This is a genomic window from Lacinutrix sp. Hel_I_90, from assembly GCF_000934685.1.
In the GTDB taxonomy this organism is placed as follows: Bacteria; Bacteroidota; Bacteroidia; order Flavobacteriales; family Flavobacteriaceae; genus Lacinutrix.
This window is the reverse complement of sequence record NZ_JYNQ01000001.1, coordinates 408,256-430,104: the sequence shown is the minus strand read 5'-3', so window position 1 is coordinate 430,104 and position 21,849 is coordinate 408,256. Positions and strand designations below refer to the sequence as shown.

Genomic DNA, 21,849 nt, shown 5'->3' with positions numbered 1-21,849 from the left:
ATGTGCTAAAAGCGTACTGTGGACTAAAAACGATGTAAAACACAGTTAATCCATAATTCTAGGATTTGATTTGATTTTAAGTTTTCTACTTTTGGAAATAATCATGCTACAGAAACCAAATTTCTGGGTAATAGTCCCAAGACACTTATAGACACCTAACCCATTTATTGGGTATTTATAAACGACTTCTGTAAAATGTACCGCATCAAAGTACTGGCCCTTTTTGTCTACAAAAGTACTAAGCCTCATGAGTTTGCCTTGCGCCGTCTTGTTGTGTCTTGTGTTTACCAAATTGCCATAAATAAGGACTTCTTTATTTACATGATGGCACATATGGTCAGCGGTAATGTCATTTTGCATCGTTTCATCTATTAAATCAAAATAACCACATAATGGAAAGCCTAATAATTCCATTTCGTCAAAAGCATCTTCAACGGCATTTGTTTTTAAAACCGGTAACTCGAAGTGTTTGTGTTGAGGTTTAAATAGTTTAGGCTGCTTATTCTTAGATTTTGTAGCGTTAAGCTTAAAAATGGCATGCCATAACAATTCTGTTTTCGATTTCTTAGTAAACCTAAAACAGCCTATTCGTACTAAAATGGACAATTGTTCTATGCTAATCGTTACACGATCTATAAAATCTTCTAAAGACCTATAGTTGCCCTGTAATTGGCGCTCACTTAGAAAGCGCTGAACGACCAATTTTTCTAAATGGCGTAAATAGCCAAAACCTAAATAAATGTCTGTCCCTACTACTCTATTTGGATGATCACTGTTATTAATGCATGGTAAATTTATAGTTGCACCTTGCATTTTAGCTTCATGCAAATAGTGCTCTGCACTGTAAAATCCACCGCCATTATTTAAAACGGCTACCATGAATTCTATTGGAAAATAACATTTTAAAAACAGACTTTGGTAGCTTTCTACGGCATAGGACGCCGAATGGCCTTTTGCAAAGGCATAGCCCGCAAAGCTTTTAATTTGATTCCAGACTTCGAATAACAATTGGTCTGAATAGCCTTTTTTTCTGCAGTTTGCTATGAATTTTTTCTCAACACCCAGAAACTCTGCTCTTGAGCGAAACTTTCCGCTCATACCGCGTCGCAATATATCTGCTTCACCCAATGTTAAATCGGCAAATTGATTTGCCACTTTTAAAACATCTTCCTGGTACACCATAACGCCATAAGTATCAGGCATTATTTCCAAAAGTATGGGGTGCGCATTTTTTCTATACTCAGGAAACCGGTGCCGTTTTATATACTCTTCTTTCATTCCTGAGCCAGAAACGCCTGGTCTAATAATTGAGCTAGCTGCTACCAAACCCAAATAATCCTGAGTTTGTAATTTTGTCATTAAGCCACGCATGGCCGGAGATTCAACATAGTAAGCGCCTATGGCTCCACCGCTTTTTAGTAAGGCATTAATATTCTTATCTGTTTTAAAACGTTCTAAATCATGAATGTCTATTGGTGGTAATTCTGGTCTGTTTTCTGCTATGATTTGTAAGGTGTCTTTTATTTTTGCTAAACCTCTTTGTCCTAAAATATCGAATTTAAAAATACCCACATCTTCTGCGATTAGCATATCAAATTGAACAGTAGAAAACCCCTTTGGTGGTAAAAAAGTTGCTGAATAGTTATGAATAGGTTTATCGAGAATTAATATCCCTGCTGAATGAACACTTATATAATTAGGAAAACCGTCAATTAACTTTCCGTATTTTAAGACTAATTGACCAACCGCGTCTATTTGATTGTGCGGTAATTTGCCTTTACTTAATTTGTCAATGTCTTCTTTTGGTAAACCGAAAACCTTACCCAGCTCTCTAACAACAGCTCTATATTTAAAGGTATTGTAGGTTGCTAGAAGCGCTGTGTTTTTAAACCTATTAAAGATATATTGTGTTACATCGTCTCTGTCTTTCCAAGAGAAATCGATATCAAAATCTGGTGGCGACGCTCTAAAGGGATTTATAAATCTTTCAAAATACAAATCCAGTTCTATTGGGTCTACATCAGTAATACCAATAAGATAGGCTACAATACTATTGGCGCCACTTCCTCGCCCAACATGAAAATACCCTTTATCTTTAGCGTAAGACACAATAGCATGATTGATTAAAAAGAAACTTACAAAGTTTAAAGTCTTTATCGTTTCTAATTCTCTGTTTAAACGGTCATAAACTTTATCTGTTGGGTTTTTATAACGCTTTGGCAAGCCTTCGTCACATAATTGCTGTAAGCACGCTACATCGTCTTCAAAAGAACTAGAATACACACTTAAATTTTGAGAGGTTCTTTCACTACCAAACCCAAAATTAATATCACATTGTGCCATGAGTTTCTGCGTGTTTTTTAGCAGCTGTGGGAAATCTGAAAAGGCCAATACCAGCTCTTCTCTGGAGACCATCTTTTCTTGCGGATTGCATTCTTCAGCTGTAGCCAATTTACTCAACAAACAATTGTTATCAATGGCTCTAAGTAAGCGGTGGGCATTAAAATCACGCTTGTTTCTAATCGTAACGGGTTGTTGTATCACCAACTTATCTTTAAATTGATTGAGTTTAGAAAAGCGAAGCTTCCTAATGTCATCAATGGAGATGCCTATAAATTCATTAGCTTCAAATACTGAAAGCTCTAATTCTAATGCCTTTTCAAAAGGATAAATTATAAACGCATGCTTAAGTTTTGGTGCTTTATCCTCAATTTTAATTTTAGGTTCTAAGTGCTGAGATAATAACCCATTTAATTCATGGAAGCCTTTATTATTCTTAGCAATCCCAATAAATTGTTGTTTTGCACCATTCCTAAAATCGATACCTACTATTGGCTTGACACCTTGTGCTTTAGCGTGTTTAATAAAACTTAAGCAAGCAGAGGTGTTATTAATATCTGTTAAAGCCAAACAAGAGATGTTGTTTTCTTTGGCTAATGCTAACAAATCAATTTCAGAAAATGTGCCATAGCGCAGCGAATAATAAGAGTGACAATTTAAATACATTATTGTTTTCTATGTGCTAATAAAATAGGTGGTTCGCCATTAAAAGGGTTTTGAAAGCGCCCGATGGTTTTTGCGCCTATAGAAGAGGCGCGCATCACGCTCAATTCGCCATACTTCTCTCTTACACCATCCATCGCTTTGTATAAATTTAGCAGTTCTTCAGTATCATCAAACAGATTTATTTGATAGTTACCACTCACAATATCTGTCATTTTCACACCAACTAAGCGTACCAGTAATCTACGATTGTACAACTTTTCGAATAGTTCTATCGCCGTTGGAATAATAATATGGTCTGCGCTTGAATACGACAGTTTCACCTGTTTACTATACGTATTAAAATCTGAATATCTAATTTTAATACTTAGTGTTCCGGCTAATTTATTGGCTCTTCGCAATTGAAACGCAAGGTTTTCGGCCATCGCAAAAATGGTGGTTCGCAATTGGGAAATATCAATGGTATCCTTAGTAAAAGTGCGCTCTGTAGAAATAGATTTCCGTTCGTGAAAAGGAATTAACGGCGCATTATCAATTCCATGGGCGCGTTTCCAAATAGTCACCCCATTAACGCCTAAAGCACTCATCATCATCTCCACAGGCATTTGTTGTACAACACGCACGGTATCGACGCCCAAATTTCTTAGAATTTGATAGGTTTTTTCTCCTACCGATGGAATTTTACGAATCGATAAAGGCGCTAGAAAAGACCTTTCAAAACCAGGATCAATTTTTAGCTGATTGTTGGGTTTCGCTTCTCCTGTGGCGACTTTAGAAACAATTTTATTTCCAGACAAACCAAATGAAATGGGAAGACCAGACTCTTTTATAATTTTCTGTCGTAATTCAGACGCGTATTTATAAGTTCCATAAAACTTATCCATGCCCGTTAAATCCACATAAAACTCATCGACACTTGCTTTCTCAAAAATGGGGGCTTTGTCTTTAATAATTTCGGTAACCAAGTGCGAATACTTTGTATATATCCCAGAATTACCTTTAATGACGACTGCTTCCGGACACAAGCGTCTAGCCACTTTCATAGACATTCCTGAATGAACACCAAAGGTTCTTGTTTCGTAGCTACAGGCCGCAACAACGCCTCTATCGCCTATTCCACCAACTAATAAAGGTCTGTTTTGCAGACGGCTATCAATCAAGCGTTCACAAGAGACAAAAAAGGTGTCTAAGTCCAGATGTAATATCGTATTTTGCACTTGGCAAAGTTAACTTAAAATTGTAGTTTTGTTAACTCAAAATTTTAGTTTTATGTCAATCATTCAAAAAAATATCAAATTTATAAGAAGCGACCGCGGGTTTTCGCAAGGGCAGTTTGCAGAGGTGCTAAATTGGTCTAAATCGCAAGTGGGTGCTTATGAAGAAGGTAGAGCATCACCGCCCATTGAAAAATTGATCCAACTGTCTGATTATTCAAAAATCCCTGTTGATATTTTGATTCGGCACGATTTAAAAAAATCGGGCAGCACCTCTTTTATAGACATTGGAAACCAAAGAGTCTTGTTTCCTATTTTGGTTGATAGTGATAATGAAAATCTAATAGAAGTGGTGCCTGTTAAAGCAACCGCAGGCTATTTAGCGGGTTATGATGACCCCGAATACATAGAACAGCTTCAAAAAATAAAGTTACCCTTTTTACCTACAGGAAAACACAGAGCATTTCCTATTAAAGGCGATTCCATGTTACCCATGAAGGATGGCGCGTTTGTGATTGGTCGTTTTATTGAAGATCGAAGTGACATTAAAAGTGGGAGAACTTACGTTTTAGTAACTCTTAACGATGGGATGGTTTACAAACGGGTTTTAAATAACATTGGTTTAGATGGGTCTTTATTACTCGTATCAGACAACAAGAGCTATGACGCGTACAGTGTCCCTATCGACGAAGTGCTGGAACTTTGGGAGTTTACCTGCAGTATTAACACACAAGAATATAACGAAGAAGACTTAAAATTAAGTAGTATTCTGACACTGTTTAACGAGCTTGGTGTAGAATTGAAAGCTTTAGAGAAGATGATTAAGTAGGCGCTGGTGTTGTCTTTAGACTGAAGGTTTATGAGTGTTTTTGTGAAACGTATGAATAAAGTTTTCTGAACTCGCGTTTCAGGCTCTATTTAACATCGTCTATATGGTTTCAACTTTCGTCATAATATTCGGTTTTAATCATTAAAAACATAAAAGTACAGCAAAACACCTATAACTCCTTACGGGTTTTCCATCGATACTTACAGAGGTTAGGTTTAGCCCTACAGAAGGAATTGGAAAACCCGTGCCCTTTTTATCCAATCTTATTCTTAATTCCACAGACAAAACTATATTAATATCTCCAGTAAAATCAAAAGGTCTAACTTTATGTTCATTAACATCTACTTGGTTGCCTGCTATTTTACTTGTCGGCTTAATTTCCGTCTATGAAGCGCCACATCTGGCGCAGAAAGGCTTCCCCAAGTGGCTTCCATTTGTTTTAGTTTCTCTTCTGCCCCATTTTGCTTTAAAATATTTAAAACCGCATTGTAGGCAGAGTCTAAAGCGCCAACAATCCAACCGTGATGTACAGAGCAACATTCGCCTGCAAGTTGTAAAGACCCATTAAATTCTGGTGTTAATAAGGTAGGATACAAACTTTTAAATTGCCCAGGGTTAAATAAGGCAAAGGCACCACCATTAGCATGATTGTCCCAAAACCATGTTTTAGTAGTTTCTTCTGGCTTATAGCCTGCAAAATGCTCATAAATATCCACTTCGGGATAGAGGTATTGAATGCCTTTTAAACACTCGTTTACACGTGCTTCATCAGATAAGGCTCCAATGCGCTCTGCATCTTGTGCCCAGCAATAAATTTGTAACACACCGCCTTTAGCATCATAGCCATACGACGGATAAACAATTTGTCGGTTAGATTTATCTGAAACCGCCACGCCTAAACCTTGATCTTGGCGTTCACCTAAAGTTGCCCAAAACTGGGTTTTAAACGTAATAAAGGCTTTAAAAGAAGGCATATAATTAGATTCACGAATGGCACGTGCTTTAGGAAACGATAAGTTATCGAAAAAATTAGTTTTTAAATCGCCGCTCAAATACGCCCCATTGGGTAAGGTGCTTATAACATAGGGATACTGTTTTTCAATAGTTTTTGAATCGTTTTTAATGCTCATGGTCATACCGCCGTGGCCATGATATAAGCTTTCATCATATTTAACGCCTGTTACTCTATGATTCATAAACACCCGTTCTTTTTTATGAGATTTCTCACCGGGGATTGGCTTTTTGGGATCTGCTGGTGGTACTGAAGCCGGTGGTTTGGCCGCTGGGGTTAGGTTTTCTGGCGAATAGCCATAACCGCCATTAACCCCCGGAAGCATGCCAACGAGTACTTGTGCGCGATTGCCATCAGACGGGAGTACACCAGTCTCTAAGTTTAACACGGCTTTACAGGCGTCTGGGAAATGTTGCATGCCCTTATCCATCGTCACCATATAAATATTCTCGTCTGTTTTATCGTAAGAATTCTTACTTCCATCCCAATCATACGTCGCAAGCACCATTTCTACAAAAGACACCGAATACATGCCTGTGCCTACATTTAAAGTTTCTAAATAACTGGTAACATTATACGACAAATGCTCATCTTTATTACCCATTTCTGGGTTGTAATACGCTCCTAAATCACCTAGTGTAAACACATTGGTTAAATAGGCCCACATAGAATAGTTATCGTACTTCATCAGTAATTTAAAACCTTCAGAAAAAGATTTATTAATCGCCGTAATAAAAGGCGCATTGACTTTATCCAGTATTTTATTAATAGGCAAATAGGCTTCACCTGTAGCTGGTTGTACTTCTGTAACCCAAACCATGGGAATATCGCCTCCTGTATTGGTGCCAAAATTTAGAGAATTTAAAGCTGCATTTTCAGCAAGAATGGGCGCTTCCATATTATTATAACGCAGGCGCTGCACGGGAGAGTTATAATAAAATTTTCGCCAAGTAAGAGTTTTATCTTTTAGATCATTCCGTTCTAGAACAGCATTTACCGATAAGGCTAATTGTTGTACAGGAAGCATGTCTTCTGAAAACTGCGGAATACGCATACCACCTACCTCGCCATACAAACCAGCTGTATCTTTGGTATTGGCATCGTATTTCGTAGAATACCAAGTATCTATTCTACCCCCAACTCTATTTGAACTTTCAAAGATTTCAAATTCAATACCCAAAGACTGCAAAATAAGTCCGGCGTATAAGCCTGCAAATCCGCCGCCAACAATACCAACAAGCGGTTGTTCTACTGCTTTAGAAGTAATTGAAGCTTTAAGGTTCGTTGCATTTTTTCGAGCGCGTTGTGCATTAATACTTTTTTCATAGTCTCCTCCGTAGGTTTCTAGTAACCACTCTGAAAAGGCTTTACGGGCAGTACCTGCTTTTTTTCTTAGTATTTTAGACGGTTGTTGTTGGGGCTGAAATGACAGGAAACTCATAAGATATCAAAATTTAGAAAATAGTATAGACACAAAGCTAAACAATTAGCAAGTAGTTGTAACGCGTATAAATACCTGTTTATAGTATTTTATAAATTGAAATAACCTAGTAATGGATAGTCCTTTTAAAACCTTTTATATTGCTTGCGTATGCAAAAAAGAAGTTGATGTCTTAATTAATACGCTGCTTAATAGTCTATAAATGAAGTGCTGTGACGCATCAGATTAAGCCTGAACTGCATCTAAAAAAATTAAAGAAAGCAAAAGGATTGATTAAAGTGGTAAGACATTAAAAAAAAGAGGTGCTTTCTAAAAAAAAATAAGGCAGTATTAGTTGTTTTAGAAGTATTTTACCTAAATGATACTGAATGCGTTACCAAGGAAGAGACCTGAGTTTCTTTAAACGGTAGTAAAAAAGGGCCGTTTAAATAATTTTATGCGTTTATAATTATGCCGCATAGAAAAGTTGCTGAGTACAATTAAAAACAAAACGAGATACAGCCACCAGGTTTCGTCCATGTTTAAACAATAGGTTAAGAGTAAAAGAGACATCCCTAAGCCATATAGGACGATGCTGAGCCATGATTTATTCAAGTAATGTTTCCGTAACAAGAAAAAGCTCCCTAAAGCAAATATTCCGAGAATGACATAACTCCAGTCAGAGTTATAACGCATGTGCTCCACGCCTAAAAAGCTAAAAAGTGAAGCATAGGCGGCCCAACAAAGCGGGCATTTAGGAAAGAGAAATAATAACACTCCAGATAGCATATTTAAAACACTCATTTTTCCACCCCCTTTTGTGGCTGATTTTTTTAATGGGTTTTGTGTACTGCAAGAACACGACGTTTTTTTTGAATTTTCCATCTGGAGTGGTATTAAGTTATTCTTATTGATTCTTAGGCGTTGGTTTTGGCACGTCTTTATCCCAGGCTGCTCTTTTTAACAACCAACTAAAATCGCCAGACAACTGCGACCCTTGTCCTAAATGGGGTTCGCCATTTTTAAGGCTATAATTATCAAATAAATACGCACTAGAATGACAACCAATACAACTTTCTGTTCCAAAAATGGTGATATCAGATGTTGAATTCTCCATAAGTCCTGCGATTTGGTTACCGCCTTGAAAAAAGGTTTCCATAGAAATATTGGTAAGAAAGGCGAGATTAGGCTTGCCTCCAGACTTGTTAACCACACTTTCTGGTATAGCGTATAAGGAATCTGTACTTATGGCTGGTTTCGCATTTTGATCTACAGGATATTGTGTATCTATTAATTGATAATATTGCCAAACACTACCTTCTTGTTTTAAGTAGTTCTGCATTGCAGTATTAATACGTTTAACACGAACAGGAATAGCGATCATTCGCTTAGCTTGCGTTTTCATTAGCGTGGTATCGGCATAATAATTTAAAGTATCATTGCTGATTTTCCAGTAATTACCATGTTCACCTTTATGAAATGAATAGGTGTTTCCGCCATTTGTAGCATCCACATTTATTGGGCATATTTCGCAGTCTGGATCTGTAAGCGTAGGATGGATAATCTTAGTCTCTCCGCCTTTCTCGGTTACATTTTGATCTAAATTGTCTATATGCTCAAAGGTAGACCACACCCATTGCTTTCCTGTTGGTGTTTTTTGACTAATATGAAAACCAATTAGTCCGAGTTCAACTTTTTCAGGTTTCTGAGTTGTTTCATTAATAATATAGCCCTCATCGGTAAAATACCGTTCTTTATAATCGGAATCTTTTAATATTTTCCAAGCGAATTTAATCTCTGTGGCGCCAAGTTTTTGTTGTGCATAGTTTCCTTTAGGGAAATCAGCTTCAGTATTTGTCTTTGAGAACTCTAGCTGTCCGTTAATATTATAAAGCTTATTGTCTACAACATAATCAAACTCTTCCTTGTTCATCAATACTTCATAAACGACAACGTTGCCGTTTTGATCAAATAATTTACCAGCAAACGCTTGGTCCGTTTCATCGGCAATATTCATAGAATGACTTGTATTTGTTGGTGTATGCGCGTTTAATATTATTCTAGAATCGCGATCTCCTAATACTGTTGGTTTAAGTCCTAAACCGGTATCTGTTCTAGGGCTATCCCAAGGCGCTGGTGCTTTACCATCGGCCCGATAGACTTGAAAGGCTTCTTTCCATTTTAGCCAAGCAGGCGCTCCTTTATCTGTGAACTTTTTACGTGCAACCCCCGTCTCATCTAAAGGCCAATTTATCGCAATAAGTGCTTGCCAGCTATAAAGATTATAAACCTCATTAAGTTGATAGAGGTCGCCCGCTTTTTTTAGCGCTTCTTGTAAAGCCGGATCTACATCCACTGGTATATTTGGAGTAAATGCTGCTGGGGCTGTAAACGCTTCATAGTTATTGGTTGTTTTTTGTTCACAACAAAAACTAAGTAAGACTAGATATAGTGTACCCGTTTTTAGAAGGGTTTGTTTGAAAAAAAGTAATTTATTTAGTATCATAAAGATTCTGTTTTTGAGGGTTATGTGGACTATAGTGAGAAACATGCGCTATTCTTTCCTTAATAATAATCTTACATTAATTGTCGGATTATCCATCATTTTATGAGGGAAATGATCCCCAAATGGTTCATGATCTAAAGGTTCTACCCAGGTTTCTAGTTTTCCAGATTTAATGGTGTCCATGGGTAATCTAAAATCGAAATTAACCACTGGATTTTCAACACAATTTGGGCATTTATCCACTTCTGAAGGTTGAAAAAAGGCCTTTGAAGCAATAACTTTACCGTCTTTTAGTAGGTGTACACTAAAACTTCCTGGAATTTTAACTCTATTCACGCCTTTCACACGTACATTTACCATGTCTGTATTCACGTTAAATTTTTCTGAAGCTAATACAGCGCCTCTTTCTTTTGTAGCAAAATCAGTCATAGCTAATGTTTTAGTATCGTCATCTATTGGCGTATCATATTCTACATCTAGATTGCTTGCGGAGTCTATAATGTTAATTGTCGTTAATTCAGGATTACTCTTTGTAAATGGTGCTAAGCGTTCTAATGCTGGAATTGTAAAATAATTTTTGCTCGCGTCAGTTGTTATCGTCGTTATTAAGCCATTGAGATCTGTAGCCTGCATCTTTTTTTGCCATTCCCATAACATCCGGTCTATGTTGCAATGGTAGAACCAGAAAATAGGATCAAAAGCAGCAACCTCTTGATTACCCATTGTTGCTCCTATAGAGACATGACCACCATCATGTGCACTTATAGAAGCTGTATTTGGCGCATTAAATGCTTTACCGCCGTGATAGTCTTCCCAATCTTTTTGGGTTAAAGCATATTTAAAATCAGTAATTACATCATAGGTTTGAAATAAACCTTTCATAACTGAAGCCGAATTACGTTCTGTTTTATAACCTTTATCATAATTAGCATTCAGTTTTACAGGAAGCGTATAAGTATCAAATGGCGCTTCTCTAAATAGCTCAGGGACATCAGAATAAATGTCCCAATAAGGTAATGTTACCGCTTCACAACCTTCAATACTTCTTAAGGCATTTTCGAACACAACTAAATAGGCACGATGCCAAGGATTGTATGGTGGTACGTGATGCATGCAGTAGGCATTTGGTAAACCATGGTAGCCTGCTAATTTAAAATAACTGTTGTCATTATTGTCATCCAAAAGCATAATACCATTAAACGCCTTTTTAAGGAGTGCTTTCTCGTCAGACGACAGACTTTTTACATCTTTACGAATACGTGAAGTAACCGTTGTTGATTGCTTAGACATGGCTACTGCTATTTGTTTTGGAGGGTTACCTTTTGGATAATCATTTTTCATCCATTCTAAAAACAAATTCGCTTGAGTGGCATTCCATGGGTTACTTGGAGGCATATTCCCTGAAGCAACTTGACCATAAATATCTGTCGCGTGGTTTTTAACAGCATCATAATCATTTAAATGAATGCCGTGTGGAGACATGTGTGCAATATCCATAGCCGTGAAAAGGTCTCTAATCCCGCCATACCAAGTTGGTGCTGCAGTTGAATTACTCATAATTTATGTGTTTATTAATTGGTTATTTTTTATAAACTAAAGTTACAGATAGTATTTAACTTAGCGCTAGGTATAAATACCTGTTTTCATATATTTGACTTTTTAATATTATAAATCAATTAAGTGTAATGGATTCAACCTATACAAACATTATTAAAAACGCCTATCGGGAGATCAGTTTACTTGAGAATAAAGGAAAAGTAGCGACTTATATACCAGAACTTGCCAATGTAGATGATGCGATGTTTGGTGTTCACATTACAAGGTTAGATGGCGCTGAGTTTGGAATGGGTAATAATTTAGAAAAATTTTCAATTCAGAGTATTGCCAAAGTACTATCGCTCACTATGGCTTACAAAATCATGGGAGAGCGTATTTGGTCGCGAGTAGATGTAGAACCCTCAGGAACCAAGTTTGACTCTCTTTTATTATTGGAGACTTATCATGGTATTCCACGTAATCCCTTTATAAACTCAGGCGCCCTTGTGGTTTGTGATATATTGATTTCTCATTTAGACAATGCTCGTGAAGAATTCCTTGATTTTGTTAGAGCGTTAAGTGATATGCCACATCTTAATTATTCAGACAAAATAGCTGATTCTGAAAAAGCACATGGCTACAGAAATACAGCGCTCTGTAATTTTATAAAATCATTTGGAAACATAGAAAACGAACCCGCAGAAGTGCTTGACTTTTATTTTGATATGTGTTCTCTAGAAATGAATTGCCAACAGCTCTCTAAAACATTTACCTTTTTAGCTAATGGTGGCCATAAAATAATAGATAACAAAAAAATTATATCAAAAAGTAACTCTAAACGAATCAATGCACTTATGCTAACCTGTGGATTTTATGATGAATCTGGTGAATTTGCGTTTAAAGTGGGATTACCTGGAAAAAGTGGTGTTGGAGGTGGAATTGTTGCATTATATCCTGGTAATTATGCCATCGCTGTCTGGAGTCCAAAGTTAAACCCAAACGGAAACTCTTTTAAAGGGATGAAATTGCTTGAGACGATTACCACCCATTCTGAATTGAGTATTTTTTAGCGTTGAAATTTTTATAACAAACCGTTTATTGATAAATAACTTCTGTTAATTATCTGGAGCACCTGTTTTATATTAGTTTTGTATTGCATCAGTAATATTGGTTCACTGTTCTCAAAAGTTTTAAATATTATCTATGTTGCTAACAATACATTAGTATAAACGAGCGTTCTGTTTTTTTAAATACTAGTAATTAAAAAATAACATCCCTAATAGTTTATGAAATTAGTTGTTTCTTGTCTTCTTTTGGTTAGCTTTTCTTTAGGTGTAACGGCTCAAAATAAACCGGAGCTTACCACTAAGGCATCTGCATTAAACTTAGAAACCATTCTGGATTCCGTAAACCCCAAAATCATAGCAATAAAAGACGCTTTACTTCCTATAGATCTAAAAGCTGAGTATTGGGACCCTACGGTTTGTAACCCTTATAAGGCTAATGATGTTACATTTCCGGTGCAACTTCAATTTAAAGATTCGACTTACCACTCTCCTATTTTTAAAGACAAAATAGTGACTTCACGTTATGGTTGGCGAAACGGGAGACCGCACCGCGGGATTGATATTGATCTAGCTACTGGTGACAGTATTTTCGCCATGCTTGAGGGTATTGTTAGACTATCCAGAGCTAGTAAAGGATATGGCAAAACAGTTATTATAAGACATTATAACGGCTTAGAAACCGTTTATGCGCATCTTTCTGAATTAGGCGTGAAAGAAAACGATACGATAGCCAAAGGAAACTTTATAGGAAAAGGTGGCGTTTCAGGAAACGCAAGGGGAAGTCATTTACATTTAGAGGTTAATTACAAGGGCGTTTCTATCAATCCAGAATATGTATTTGAGTTTGAAAATAACACCATAAGGGCTAAAGAATTTTGGGTTACTAGCAATTGGACGCGACCTATTGAGCATAATTCAAATCGTCAAAGTGAGATAACCCTTTTATTAACCGAAGAAGAGGCGCTTGCTAGTTTGATAAAGCAAAAATTTATATATGTTGTCAAGTCTGGAGATACCTTGTCAATGATATCCAAACAAAATAATGTCTCTATCGCTTCTCTATGCAAAACCAACGCCTTAAAAAGTAATTCTATAATTAAGATTGGACAAAAGTTACTTATTGAAAATTAGTAATCCAAATAAAAGTCTCTTTACCACCGCATCTATAATTCAAATCTTGTATATGATCTTAATGTTGCTACTTTTTTTTACAATAATCAGGTTACCACAGTTTTCTTTTCTGTGATACTGCAGTTCACTTTTCGTGCTTCTAGGTAAAAAGCAATTCAGCACCTTTTAGCGTATTATATTTTGGGATTTAAACGCGCAATAGAAATATTTTTATCACCTTTAAGCTTTTCAAAGCTATTAAAAAAAATAGAAAAGGATACTGTAATGAATAATGAAGGAAAATAAGAAACAAGAAACCCTGGAAGTAAAAGAAAGTCCGGAAAGAGCGATACAGTCTCTTTTTTCAGTCGTAATAAAAAACCATATTCATTTAAGTAGGATAGCCGATAAAAAAGCGAATTTAATTCTGGTCATTTGCTCTTTGTTATTGTCTATTATATTAACAAACTCCTATCGCTATATTGTTCAGGATGATAGCAATAGTAATAGCGTGCTGTGGATTCCTACAGCAATATTTATAGCTTTCATGTTAATGACCATTGTTTTATCTATTATTACAACGATACCATCGGTTACAAAAAATAGGCTGACAAAAGAAGAAATCGTTGCTAAGAAAATAAACTTAGCATTCTTCGGGAATTTTTATCATATGCCTTTAGATAATTATGAATGGGCTGTTAAGGAAACATTCAAAGACAATACCACCATATATACAAACCTAACTAAGGACTTGTATTTCTTAGGTATTGTATTGAATAAAAAATTCAAACTATTGAATGTGACCTACAATCTTTTTATAATTGGCTTAATAGTTAGTGCTATTGCATTTGCCATTGTTTTAAAGTTCTTCTAGAAAATAGTAATCACACAAGATCGACTTTATATTTTCTCTATCTTGCCAGTTCTGTCCTGAAACTTTTATACTTGAAAATAAATTTTAAGTAGAAAAAAAAATAAAAAAAGGGGTAATAAAAAAGCCCATCTTAAAAGATGGGCTTTTTGTAAAACTTGGAAGTATATGTATTAGATAACTTTTACGTTTACTGCGTTTAATCCTTTGTTACCTTCTTGTAAATCAAATTCAACTTGGTCGCCTTCGCGAATTTCGTCAACTAATCCTGAAATGTGTACAAAATGATCTTTGTCAACTCCTTCTTCAGTGATAAAACCGAAACCTTTTGCGTCGTTGAAAAATTTTACTGTTCCTTTACTCATTGTAATGTAATTTTAATATATTATTTATAATACAAAGATGGCACCATTAATTTAATAAACAGCAATTTAATTCATTAATTTTCAACTAAATAATTATTTTTTTGCTTAAACCTTCTATTTAAAACCAATAAAAAAGAACTTTTAAATCTGTTAACGTCCTTTATAACTGACGTTAATCCTAAAATTATGCCAAATAAAACAAAATCATTCGGTTTAGTTCTATCTTGTAAGAAAACGACAAATCATGAATAAAAAAACAATTTTAATAACAGGTGCGGGATCAGGGTTAGGAAAAGGCACAGCATTAGGTCTTGCTGCTAAAGGACACCATGTTATTGCTGGTGTTCATAAATGGGAACAAAAATCAAGATTAATTGAAGACGCACAAAAAGCGGGTGTTACGGATACTCTTGAAATTATAAAATTAAATATTTTAGATTTAATGGACTGTCAGAAGGCTTGGCACTATGACATAGACATCCTAGTAAGTAATGCCGGAATAGGGCATTCTGGGCCAGTGTCTGAGATGCCAGTAGGATTAATACGCGAAGTTATGGAAACCAATGTGTTTTCAAATTTAGAATTTGCTCAACCTTTTATAAGAAAAATGGTCGCAAAAGGTAGTGGGAAATTAGTCTTTGTTTCTTCTGTTGCTGGACTGTCTACAACCCCTTATTTAGGCGCTTATAATGCTTCTAAACATGCGCTTGAAGCTATTGTACAATCGCTACGAGATGAATTAACGCCAATGGGTCTCACCGTTGCGACTATTAATCCTGGGCCTTTTGATACTGGATTTAACGACAGAATGTATGATAACTACGCACAGTGGTTTAATGAAGCGACGCACTTCACACCAATAAAAAAGATTGAAGCTGCCGCGAAAGTCATGGCAGAAAATCAGTTTGATCCTCAAGCAATGATTGACAAGATGATAGACATCATTCCTCAAGAATCTCACGATTTCAGAACGATATTACCTGATAATTTTGTAGCCATGTGCAAAAAGTATCAAGACCATCAATATACCATACAATCGGACGCTTTAGATCCTTCAAAAAAATAGAGTTTTAAGCATGTATGTAATACTCTCAAGATTAAAATTCTTGGGAGTATTTTTTTTATAAGGTATTCTTGATAAGCATTACTGCTATAAAAGTGAGTGGTATAAATATTACAGAGCATACCGTTAAAAACTTCATGATTTCAAATAATAAGCTAAAGAGTTAAATAACACTGGTCATCAAATGAAAGCTAAGTATAACAGTGCTACTTCATAAACCACTCCAGTCCTAACTCTTTTTTTAAAGTGGGTTAGCTATCAAAACTTACAGGAGCGCACTCTCTTTTAGGTTAGTCGTTTCCGACTGGCAATAAAGTAAACACCTGTTAACAACACTGCAGCGGCGATTATAGATTGCAAACTTAGTGTTTCATCCAAAATATACCATCCTAAAAATAGAGCAATTACAGGATTCACGTAAGCCGAAGTTGACACTTTTTCTGTGGAGACTTCTTTTAATAAATAATTAAAAGCCGTAAAGGCCACAACACTACCAAAAGTTATAAGTAAAATCATAGACCATTTCACTTCTGCACTCCATTCTAAGGGCGAAACCCAAACTTCATTAAAAGATAAACTAGCACCTGTAAGCATCACACTGGCAATTAACATTTGGTAACCCGTGCTCACCAAATAACTTTTAGGCAAGTTGGCCTTTGAAACAAAAACACTACCATAGCTCCAACCAAAAACACAAGTAAAAATCATAAAAATGCCGAGCAAGGTGTTTTTATTAGTGATTAATTCATGCTGACTCACCAATAAATACATACCAATGATACCTAGAGAAACTCCTATTAATGATTTTTTTTGCATTCTTTTATTATCCATTAATCGCATTAATAACAAAACAAATAAGGGTTGCGTTGAAGCCAATAAGGCTCCAAAGCCACTATCGACATATTTTAGTGCCCAAACAAAAACACCGTTACCATACACTAAAAATAAAAAACCAACCAAAACAGAATTAATAAATTGCCGTTTGGTAATTGATAAATCGAGCTTCATTAATTTAGCGATTCCGAAGATTAAGAGGCTCGCACAAAAAAACCGAATCGCTCCCAGAAATAATGGCGGTAATGCAGTCACTGCAATTTTATTAAGCAAATAAGTGGAACCCCAAATAACATAAATAGCAATGAATGCTAATATGATTAAAGCTTTTGTAGTGAGTTTTGGCATAGTTAATCGTTAGGTAAAGAAAAGTTCCACTCCATTTTTAAGTTGATACTATAATAATTACCAATCAATTGGAAAATAATCTTTTAAAAATTTTCCACTCCAATGTTTCCCGGTATTAATCCCGTCAATAAGTGGATCCATTACACGAGCTGCACCATCAACAATATCTAATGGGGGTTGAAAATCATGTACTTCTACTTTCTTCTTTGATAATTCCGCTGGATCTTCGTCGGTTACCCATCCGGTATCGACCGCATTCATATAAATACCAGATTTAGCAAAGGTTGCAGACGATGTATGTGTTAACATATTTAAAGCTGCTTTCGCCATATTGGTATGTGGATGGCGGTCTTCTTTTTTAAACCTATGAAACTTCCCTTCCATTGCCGAAACGTTAATAATGTGCTTCTTGCCTGTGTTTTCTTTCATCATTAAATTTGATAAACGATTGCATAACACAAATGGCGCTACTGCATTTACCAACTGGACTTCTACCATTTCTGTGGTTTCAATTTCACCTAATTTTAAACGCCAGCTGTTGGTTTTTCTTAAATCGACTTGTTGTAAATCGGCATCTAATTCTCCTACTGGAAATACCTCTTCCGCTTTTAAAGAATTATCAAAACTATAAGGGATTTGTGAGAGTTCAGCCGAATTTCGCAATCCTATTCCTGGTTCTGGTCCATGCCAGGTAACAGGTAAGACATTGTTTTTACTTGTTTTTGAAGTACTAACACTTAACGCTGCCAATTCTTCTAAACACAAATGATGTTCCTTCAATAGTTCTCTAGCTAAAACAGGCAACTCATCTACAGGGCGTAATTCATTTTCCATCATGTGTTTATAAAAACCCGATGGCCGTCTTACCGTTTGTGCTGCATTATTAATTAGAATATCTAAGCGGTCGTATTTCTGCTCTATATAATTACAAAAAATCTCGACACTTGGTATGTGACGTAAATCTAGTCCATGAATATGTAATCGATGTGCCCAATCATGATAGTCGTCTTCTTTTGCAAAACGAATTGCCGAATCTGCAGGAAAACGTGTAGTAGCTACTACCGTGGCTCCAGCGCGCAACAACATTAGGGTAATGTGATAGCCTATTTTTAATCGAGACCCTGTAATTACAGCCACTTGATCTGTTAAATCTGTAGTTTGAAAGCGCTTGGCATAATTTAAATCGCCACAAGCGGTACACATGGTGTCATAAAAATGATGCAATTGGGTATATACCGTTTTACACACATAGCAGTTTCTTGGTGATTCTAATTCCTGTGGTTCTTCGGTAAGTATAGCAGCAGATAGTAATTTAGGCGCTACAAAAATGGAAGCTTCTCTGGCAGAGCGAATACCTGTTGCTTTTCGAGCATGTACATCGCGAGCAATCATTTTACGCTTTGCTGCTTTTTTAGCGTCTTTTCTTCTACGCTGAAATTCATCGCGATTTGGTCGTGTTAATTCGCCTGCTACTTTAAAAAGCGCCACCCGTTGTGCTTCTGGTAATTCAAAAAGCAAATTGGTGTCTTCTAATAACTTTTGAAGTGTAGCAATACAAGAGTGGATGTCTTGATTTGGGATGTTTTGACTCATAAATTATTTTCTTAATAAAGAAATATCAAGGTCTTTCTTAAAAAAAAACTTGACATACAATAGTCCTGCAAAATTACTACTATTATCAAATAATTACACGATACTGTTTACAGTTTATTTTTTTTTAATTAAAGCTCCTTTCCAATCACCAAATAAGAAAAACTCATGTTTAAAAAACTAAAAGACAATTAATTAAAAGTGTCATCTACTTTTTGGCATGACTATTGAACATACTAAGTTAAAACAAATGAAAATGGAACAGACAACCCTACTTATCATTGTGTCAGCACTATTTTTAATAACATTAAGTGCTGTACACATTAAAATAAATTTTTTAACGATGAAAAACGTTACTAAGAAAATAGTACTAAGTGCTACGCTTTTATTTATGGGCACGATGTATGCACAGCAAGAGAAAGGCATTACAGGAAACGAAAATTGGCTAGACTCTTGGACAGAATTTCAACCTAAAACAGAGGATTATAGTGCCCCTACACAAATCTTAACGGGTAACATTACCAAGGATACTAAATTAACCAAAAAAGACACCTACTTATTATTAGGTAGTGTTTTTGTTACTGATAGCACCACGCTTACTATAGAGCCTGGCACCGTGATTATAGGTGATTTTCAAACAAATGGTTCTTTAACAATAAGTAAAGGTTCAACTTTACTAGCGGAAGGTTCAGAAACAGACCCTATAATTTTCACTTCTAACAGAAGTGTGAAAAAAGAAGGTGATTGGGGTGGCTTGTTTATTCTTGGGGATGCGCCTATAAATAAATTTGGAAATGCATCAGCAGTAGACTTTGGCTTAAAGCCTTCGTCTTTTCAGTATACGAGTTACGGTGGCGATAATGTTGAAAGTAATTCTGGTATTTTAAAATATGTAAGAATAGAATACGCAGGAAAAAGAACAAAAGATCACGGATATTTCAATGGGCTTACTTTAGCAGGTGTAGGAAAAGCAACGATTTTAGAAAATATAATGATAAGTTATTCTGGTGGAAATTCATTTAATATATTGGGTGGAGAAGTGAATTTAAACAAGATGGTTTCCTATAAATCAAAAGGTAACGACTACACGTTTAATTATGGAACACAGTGTAATATAAAGAATTCATTAGCGGTTAGATCACCATATGTATCTGGCGTTAACGGTTCAAGATCTTTGTCTGTTTCTTCTTATGAAGAAAAAGGAGAAGTTGATTTTACGAAGAAGGGAACTGCTGTAAAAGCACAAAACTTAACCTTAGTAAACCTTAGTAAAGATTTACAAGGAGACATCAAAATAGGCTTAGTAGACGAAGCGATATACATAGCTAATCATGCGTCATTAGATATTACTCAAAGTGTTGTTTCGGGTTATAACCCAGCCGTATTATTGGAGAGAAGCATCATTATAAATAATGAAAATTTAGAAAAAATAAAATTTAGTAAAATGTATTTCAATAATTGTAATGGAAATATTTTTACCGAAGGCAACACTAATAATGAAGACTTAGAGAATTGGTATGGTAGTAGCGCCTTTTTTAATGTGTATTCAAAAACGTCTGATTCGGAAACATTTATTGATTCTAAAAACAAGAAGTACCCAGATTTTAGATTACGAATTAATAAAATAGTGGCGTCTACAGAAGATTAAATAAAGTTTAAATGCACTTAGGCACTTCTTTATGAAAGCCTAAAGTAAGCACGCTTATAAACGCAGAATCCCATAAATTGTATAAGTATTAAAATCTCAGATTAAAATTATCTGAGATTTTATATTTTATAAATCCGCACTTTTTTCTTTTTCAATTTTGTATTATTTGTTTTTGAGATAATCAGCTCTGCTTTATCTTTTGGTACAGAAACAAAGGCACAATCTTGTTTTAATTCAATAACACCCAATTCGTTTTTTTCTAAGCCGCCTTGTTTAAACAATAAGCCCGCAATATCCCCTTTAGAAATCTTATCTTTTCGTCCGCCAGAAATAAATAAGGTAGACCATAGAGATACTATTTTTGTAGGTTTCGATTGTAGTTTTTCTATGTTTGGTATTTTAATAAAGTCTGGCAAATACTCCCCTTCCCATTGCAATACATAAGCCGTTCCTTGGGCATTCATTCTTGCTGTTCTACCGTTTCTATGCGTGAATTCTTCAGCTTTTAGTGGTAATTGGTAGTGTATGATATAATTCAACTCTGGAATGTCTAAACCACGGGCAGCTAAATCTGTAGCAATGATAATTTGATGTGAGCCATTTCGAAACTTAATGAGTGCGCGTTCTCTATCTATTTGCTCCATACCTCCTTGAAAACAGCCATGCGGAATATTATTTTCGTTTAAGAAATCACTCACATACTGAATAGTATCTTTAAAATTACAGAAAATAATACCTGGTTTATTGCCTATATGATGTAGTAAATCGACTAAGGTTTGCAACTTGTTTTTATCTGGAGACACTACTTTTTTAAGTTCCAGTTGTGACGATTTTGTGTGCAGATAATCAATGATTATTTCATCTTTTAAGCCAACAAAGCGCGGAATTTCCATATCCTGTGTTGCCGAGGTTAAAATACGTTTTTTTATATGGGGTAATCGTGATAGAATTTCGCTCATTTCCTTTTCAAAACCAACCTCTAACGATTTATCAAACTCATCTAAAACTAAGGTTTTAATATCCTCGGTTAAAAATGTTTCTCTACGCAAATGATCGGCTACACGCCCTGGTGTTCCAATAAGAATGGCTGGTGCGTGCGCTAATTCTATTTTATCTTTGGTAAATGGTCTGCCACCATAAACCGCATTTGCTTTGTAACCAGAACCCATTTCACGAATCACCTGCTCTATTTGAATCGCTAATTCACGTGAGGGCACTAAAATAAGTAGTTGTACATTTTCGCATGTTCTATCCAACGCTTCCATGGTAGGCAATAAAAAAGCCACCGTTTTCCCTGATCCTGTTGGCGATAATAAAACCGTGTTGTTTACTGAAGTAATAGATAAAAGCGCCTCTTCCTGCATTGGATTAAGTGCTTCGATATTCAGTTTTGCTAAGATCTCTTTCTGAGCTTTTATAATATTAGCCATAGA

At 35.7% G+C, this 21,849-nt stretch carries 16 protein-coding genes; 6 read left to right on the top strand and 10 right to left on the bottom strand.

The window, feature by feature from the left end; all coding sequences use genetic code 11:
* Positions 1–45 precede the first annotated feature (45 nt).
* Both GQ46_RS01910 and dinB read right to left on the bottom strand, forming a co-directional pair.
* On the bottom strand, positions 46–3,006 hold the full coding sequence (locus tag GQ46_RS01910; RefSeq protein WP_044397849.1) for a DNA polymerase III subunit alpha: 2,961 nt from the start codon (positions 3,004–3,006) through the stop codon (positions 46–48).
* Positions 3,006–4,220 (bottom strand): DNA polymerase IV, encoded by a 1,215-nt coding sequence (gene dinB / locus GQ46_RS01905; RefSeq protein WP_044397847.1) that lies wholly within the window; start codon positions 4,218–4,220, stop codon positions 3,006–3,008. The genes GQ46_RS01910 and dinB overlap by 1 nt, the downstream gene beginning before the upstream one ends.
* 52 nt (positions 4,221–4,272) lie before the next feature.
* On the opposite strand from dinB, the gene GQ46_RS01900 reads away from it, so the two are divergent.
* Complete coding sequence (locus GQ46_RS01900) at positions 4,273–5,046, top strand: LexA family transcriptional regulator (protein ID WP_044397845.1); 774 nt, start codon at positions 4,273–4,275, stop codon at positions 5,044–5,046.
* A 356-nt stretch (positions 5,047–5,402) separates the two neighbouring features.
* On the opposite strand, the gene GQ46_RS01895 is transcribed toward GQ46_RS01900, so the two are convergent.
* The 4 genes from GQ46_RS01895 to GQ46_RS01880 all read right to left on the bottom strand — a co-directional run bounded on the left by GQ46_RS01895 (position 5,403) and on the right by GQ46_RS01880 (position 11,541).
* The gene (locus tag GQ46_RS01895) at positions 5,403–7,499 is read right to left on the bottom strand and encodes an FAD-dependent oxidoreductase (RefSeq protein WP_044397843.1); all 2,097 of its coding nucleotides are present in this window, start codon (positions 7,497–7,499) and stop codon (positions 5,403–5,405) included.
* A 399-nt stretch (positions 7,500–7,898) separates the two neighbouring features.
* Positions 7,899–8,363, bottom strand: coding sequence for a hypothetical protein (locus GQ46_RS01890; RefSeq protein WP_044397841.1), 465 nt, complete (start codon positions 8,361–8,363; stop codon positions 7,899–7,901).
* 22 nt (positions 8,364–8,385) lie between these two features.
* Positions 8,386–9,984: a hypothetical protein gene (locus GQ46_RS01885; RefSeq protein ID WP_044397839.1), complete on the bottom strand. Its 1,599-nt coding sequence runs from the start codon at positions 9,982–9,984 to the stop codon at positions 8,386–8,388.
* Positions 9,985–10,032: 48 nt separating this feature from the next.
* Entirely contained in the window at positions 10,033–11,541 is a 1,509-nt protein-coding gene (locus GQ46_RS01880) for a tyrosinase family protein (RefSeq protein ID WP_044397838.1), read from the bottom strand.
* A 128-nt stretch (positions 11,542–11,669) separates the two neighbouring features.
* Here GQ46_RS01880 and GQ46_RS01875 point away from each other — a divergent pair, with 128 nt between their 5' ends.
* The 3 genes from GQ46_RS01875 (at position 11,670) to GQ46_RS01865 (ending at position 14,571) form a co-directional block, all read left to right on the top strand.
* Positions 11,670–12,590, top strand: coding sequence for a glutaminase (locus GQ46_RS01875; protein WP_044397837.1), 921 nt, complete (start codon positions 11,670–11,672; stop codon positions 12,588–12,590).
* 216 nt (positions 12,591–12,806) lie between these two features.
* Positions 12,807–13,718 (top strand): M23 family metallopeptidase, encoded by a 912-nt coding sequence (locus GQ46_RS01870; protein ID WP_044397836.1) that lies wholly within the window; start codon positions 12,807–12,809, stop codon positions 13,716–13,718.
* A gap of 271 nt (positions 13,719–13,989) precedes the next feature.
* Complete coding sequence (locus GQ46_RS01865; RefSeq protein WP_052503372.1) at positions 13,990–14,571, top strand: Pycsar system effector family protein; 582 nt, start codon at positions 13,990–13,992, stop codon at positions 14,569–14,571.
* 170 nt (positions 14,572–14,741) lie between these two features.
* Here the strand turns inward: GQ46_RS01865 and GQ46_RS01860 are convergent, their stop codons facing one another.
* On the bottom strand, positions 14,742–14,933 hold the full coding sequence (locus GQ46_RS01860) for a cold-shock protein (protein ID WP_033958492.1): 192 nt from the start codon (positions 14,931–14,933) through the stop codon (positions 14,742–14,744).
* Positions 14,934–15,177: 244 nt separating this feature from the next.
* On the opposite strand from GQ46_RS01860, the gene GQ46_RS01855 reads away from it, so the two are divergent.
* The gene (locus GQ46_RS01855) at positions 15,178–15,999 is read left to right on the top strand and encodes an SDR family oxidoreductase (protein ID WP_044397833.1); all 822 of its coding nucleotides are present in this window, start codon (positions 15,178–15,180) and stop codon (positions 15,997–15,999) included.
* Positions 16,000–16,281: 282 nt separating this feature from the next.
* On the opposite strand, the gene GQ46_RS01850 is transcribed toward GQ46_RS01855, so the two are convergent.
* Both GQ46_RS01850 and GQ46_RS01845 read right to left on the bottom strand, forming a co-directional pair.
* Positions 16,282–17,178: an EamA family transporter gene (locus GQ46_RS01850; protein ID WP_044397832.1), complete on the bottom strand. Its 897-nt coding sequence runs from the start codon at positions 17,176–17,178 to the stop codon at positions 16,282–16,284.
* Positions 17,179–17,235: 57 nt separating this feature from the next.
* On the bottom strand, positions 17,236–18,771 hold the full coding sequence (locus tag GQ46_RS01845) for an SDR family NAD(P)-dependent oxidoreductase (RefSeq protein WP_044397831.1): 1,536 nt from the start codon (positions 18,769–18,771) through the stop codon (positions 17,236–17,238).
* A gap of 340 nt (positions 18,772–19,111) precedes the next feature.
* Here GQ46_RS01845 and GQ46_RS01840 point away from each other — a divergent pair, with 340 nt between their 5' ends.
* On the top strand, positions 19,112–20,416 hold the full coding sequence (locus tag GQ46_RS01840) for a hypothetical protein (RefSeq protein ID WP_044404396.1): 1,305 nt from the start codon (positions 19,112–19,114) through the stop codon (positions 20,414–20,416).
* Positions 20,417–20,535: 119 nt separating this feature from the next.
* Here the strand turns inward: GQ46_RS01840 and GQ46_RS01835 are convergent, their stop codons facing one another.
* A complete protein-coding gene (locus GQ46_RS01835; protein WP_044397829.1) occupies positions 20,536–21,846 on the bottom strand; it encodes a DEAD/DEAH box helicase in 1,311 nt (436 codons plus the stop codon).
* Positions 21,847–21,849: the final 3 nt, after the last annotated feature.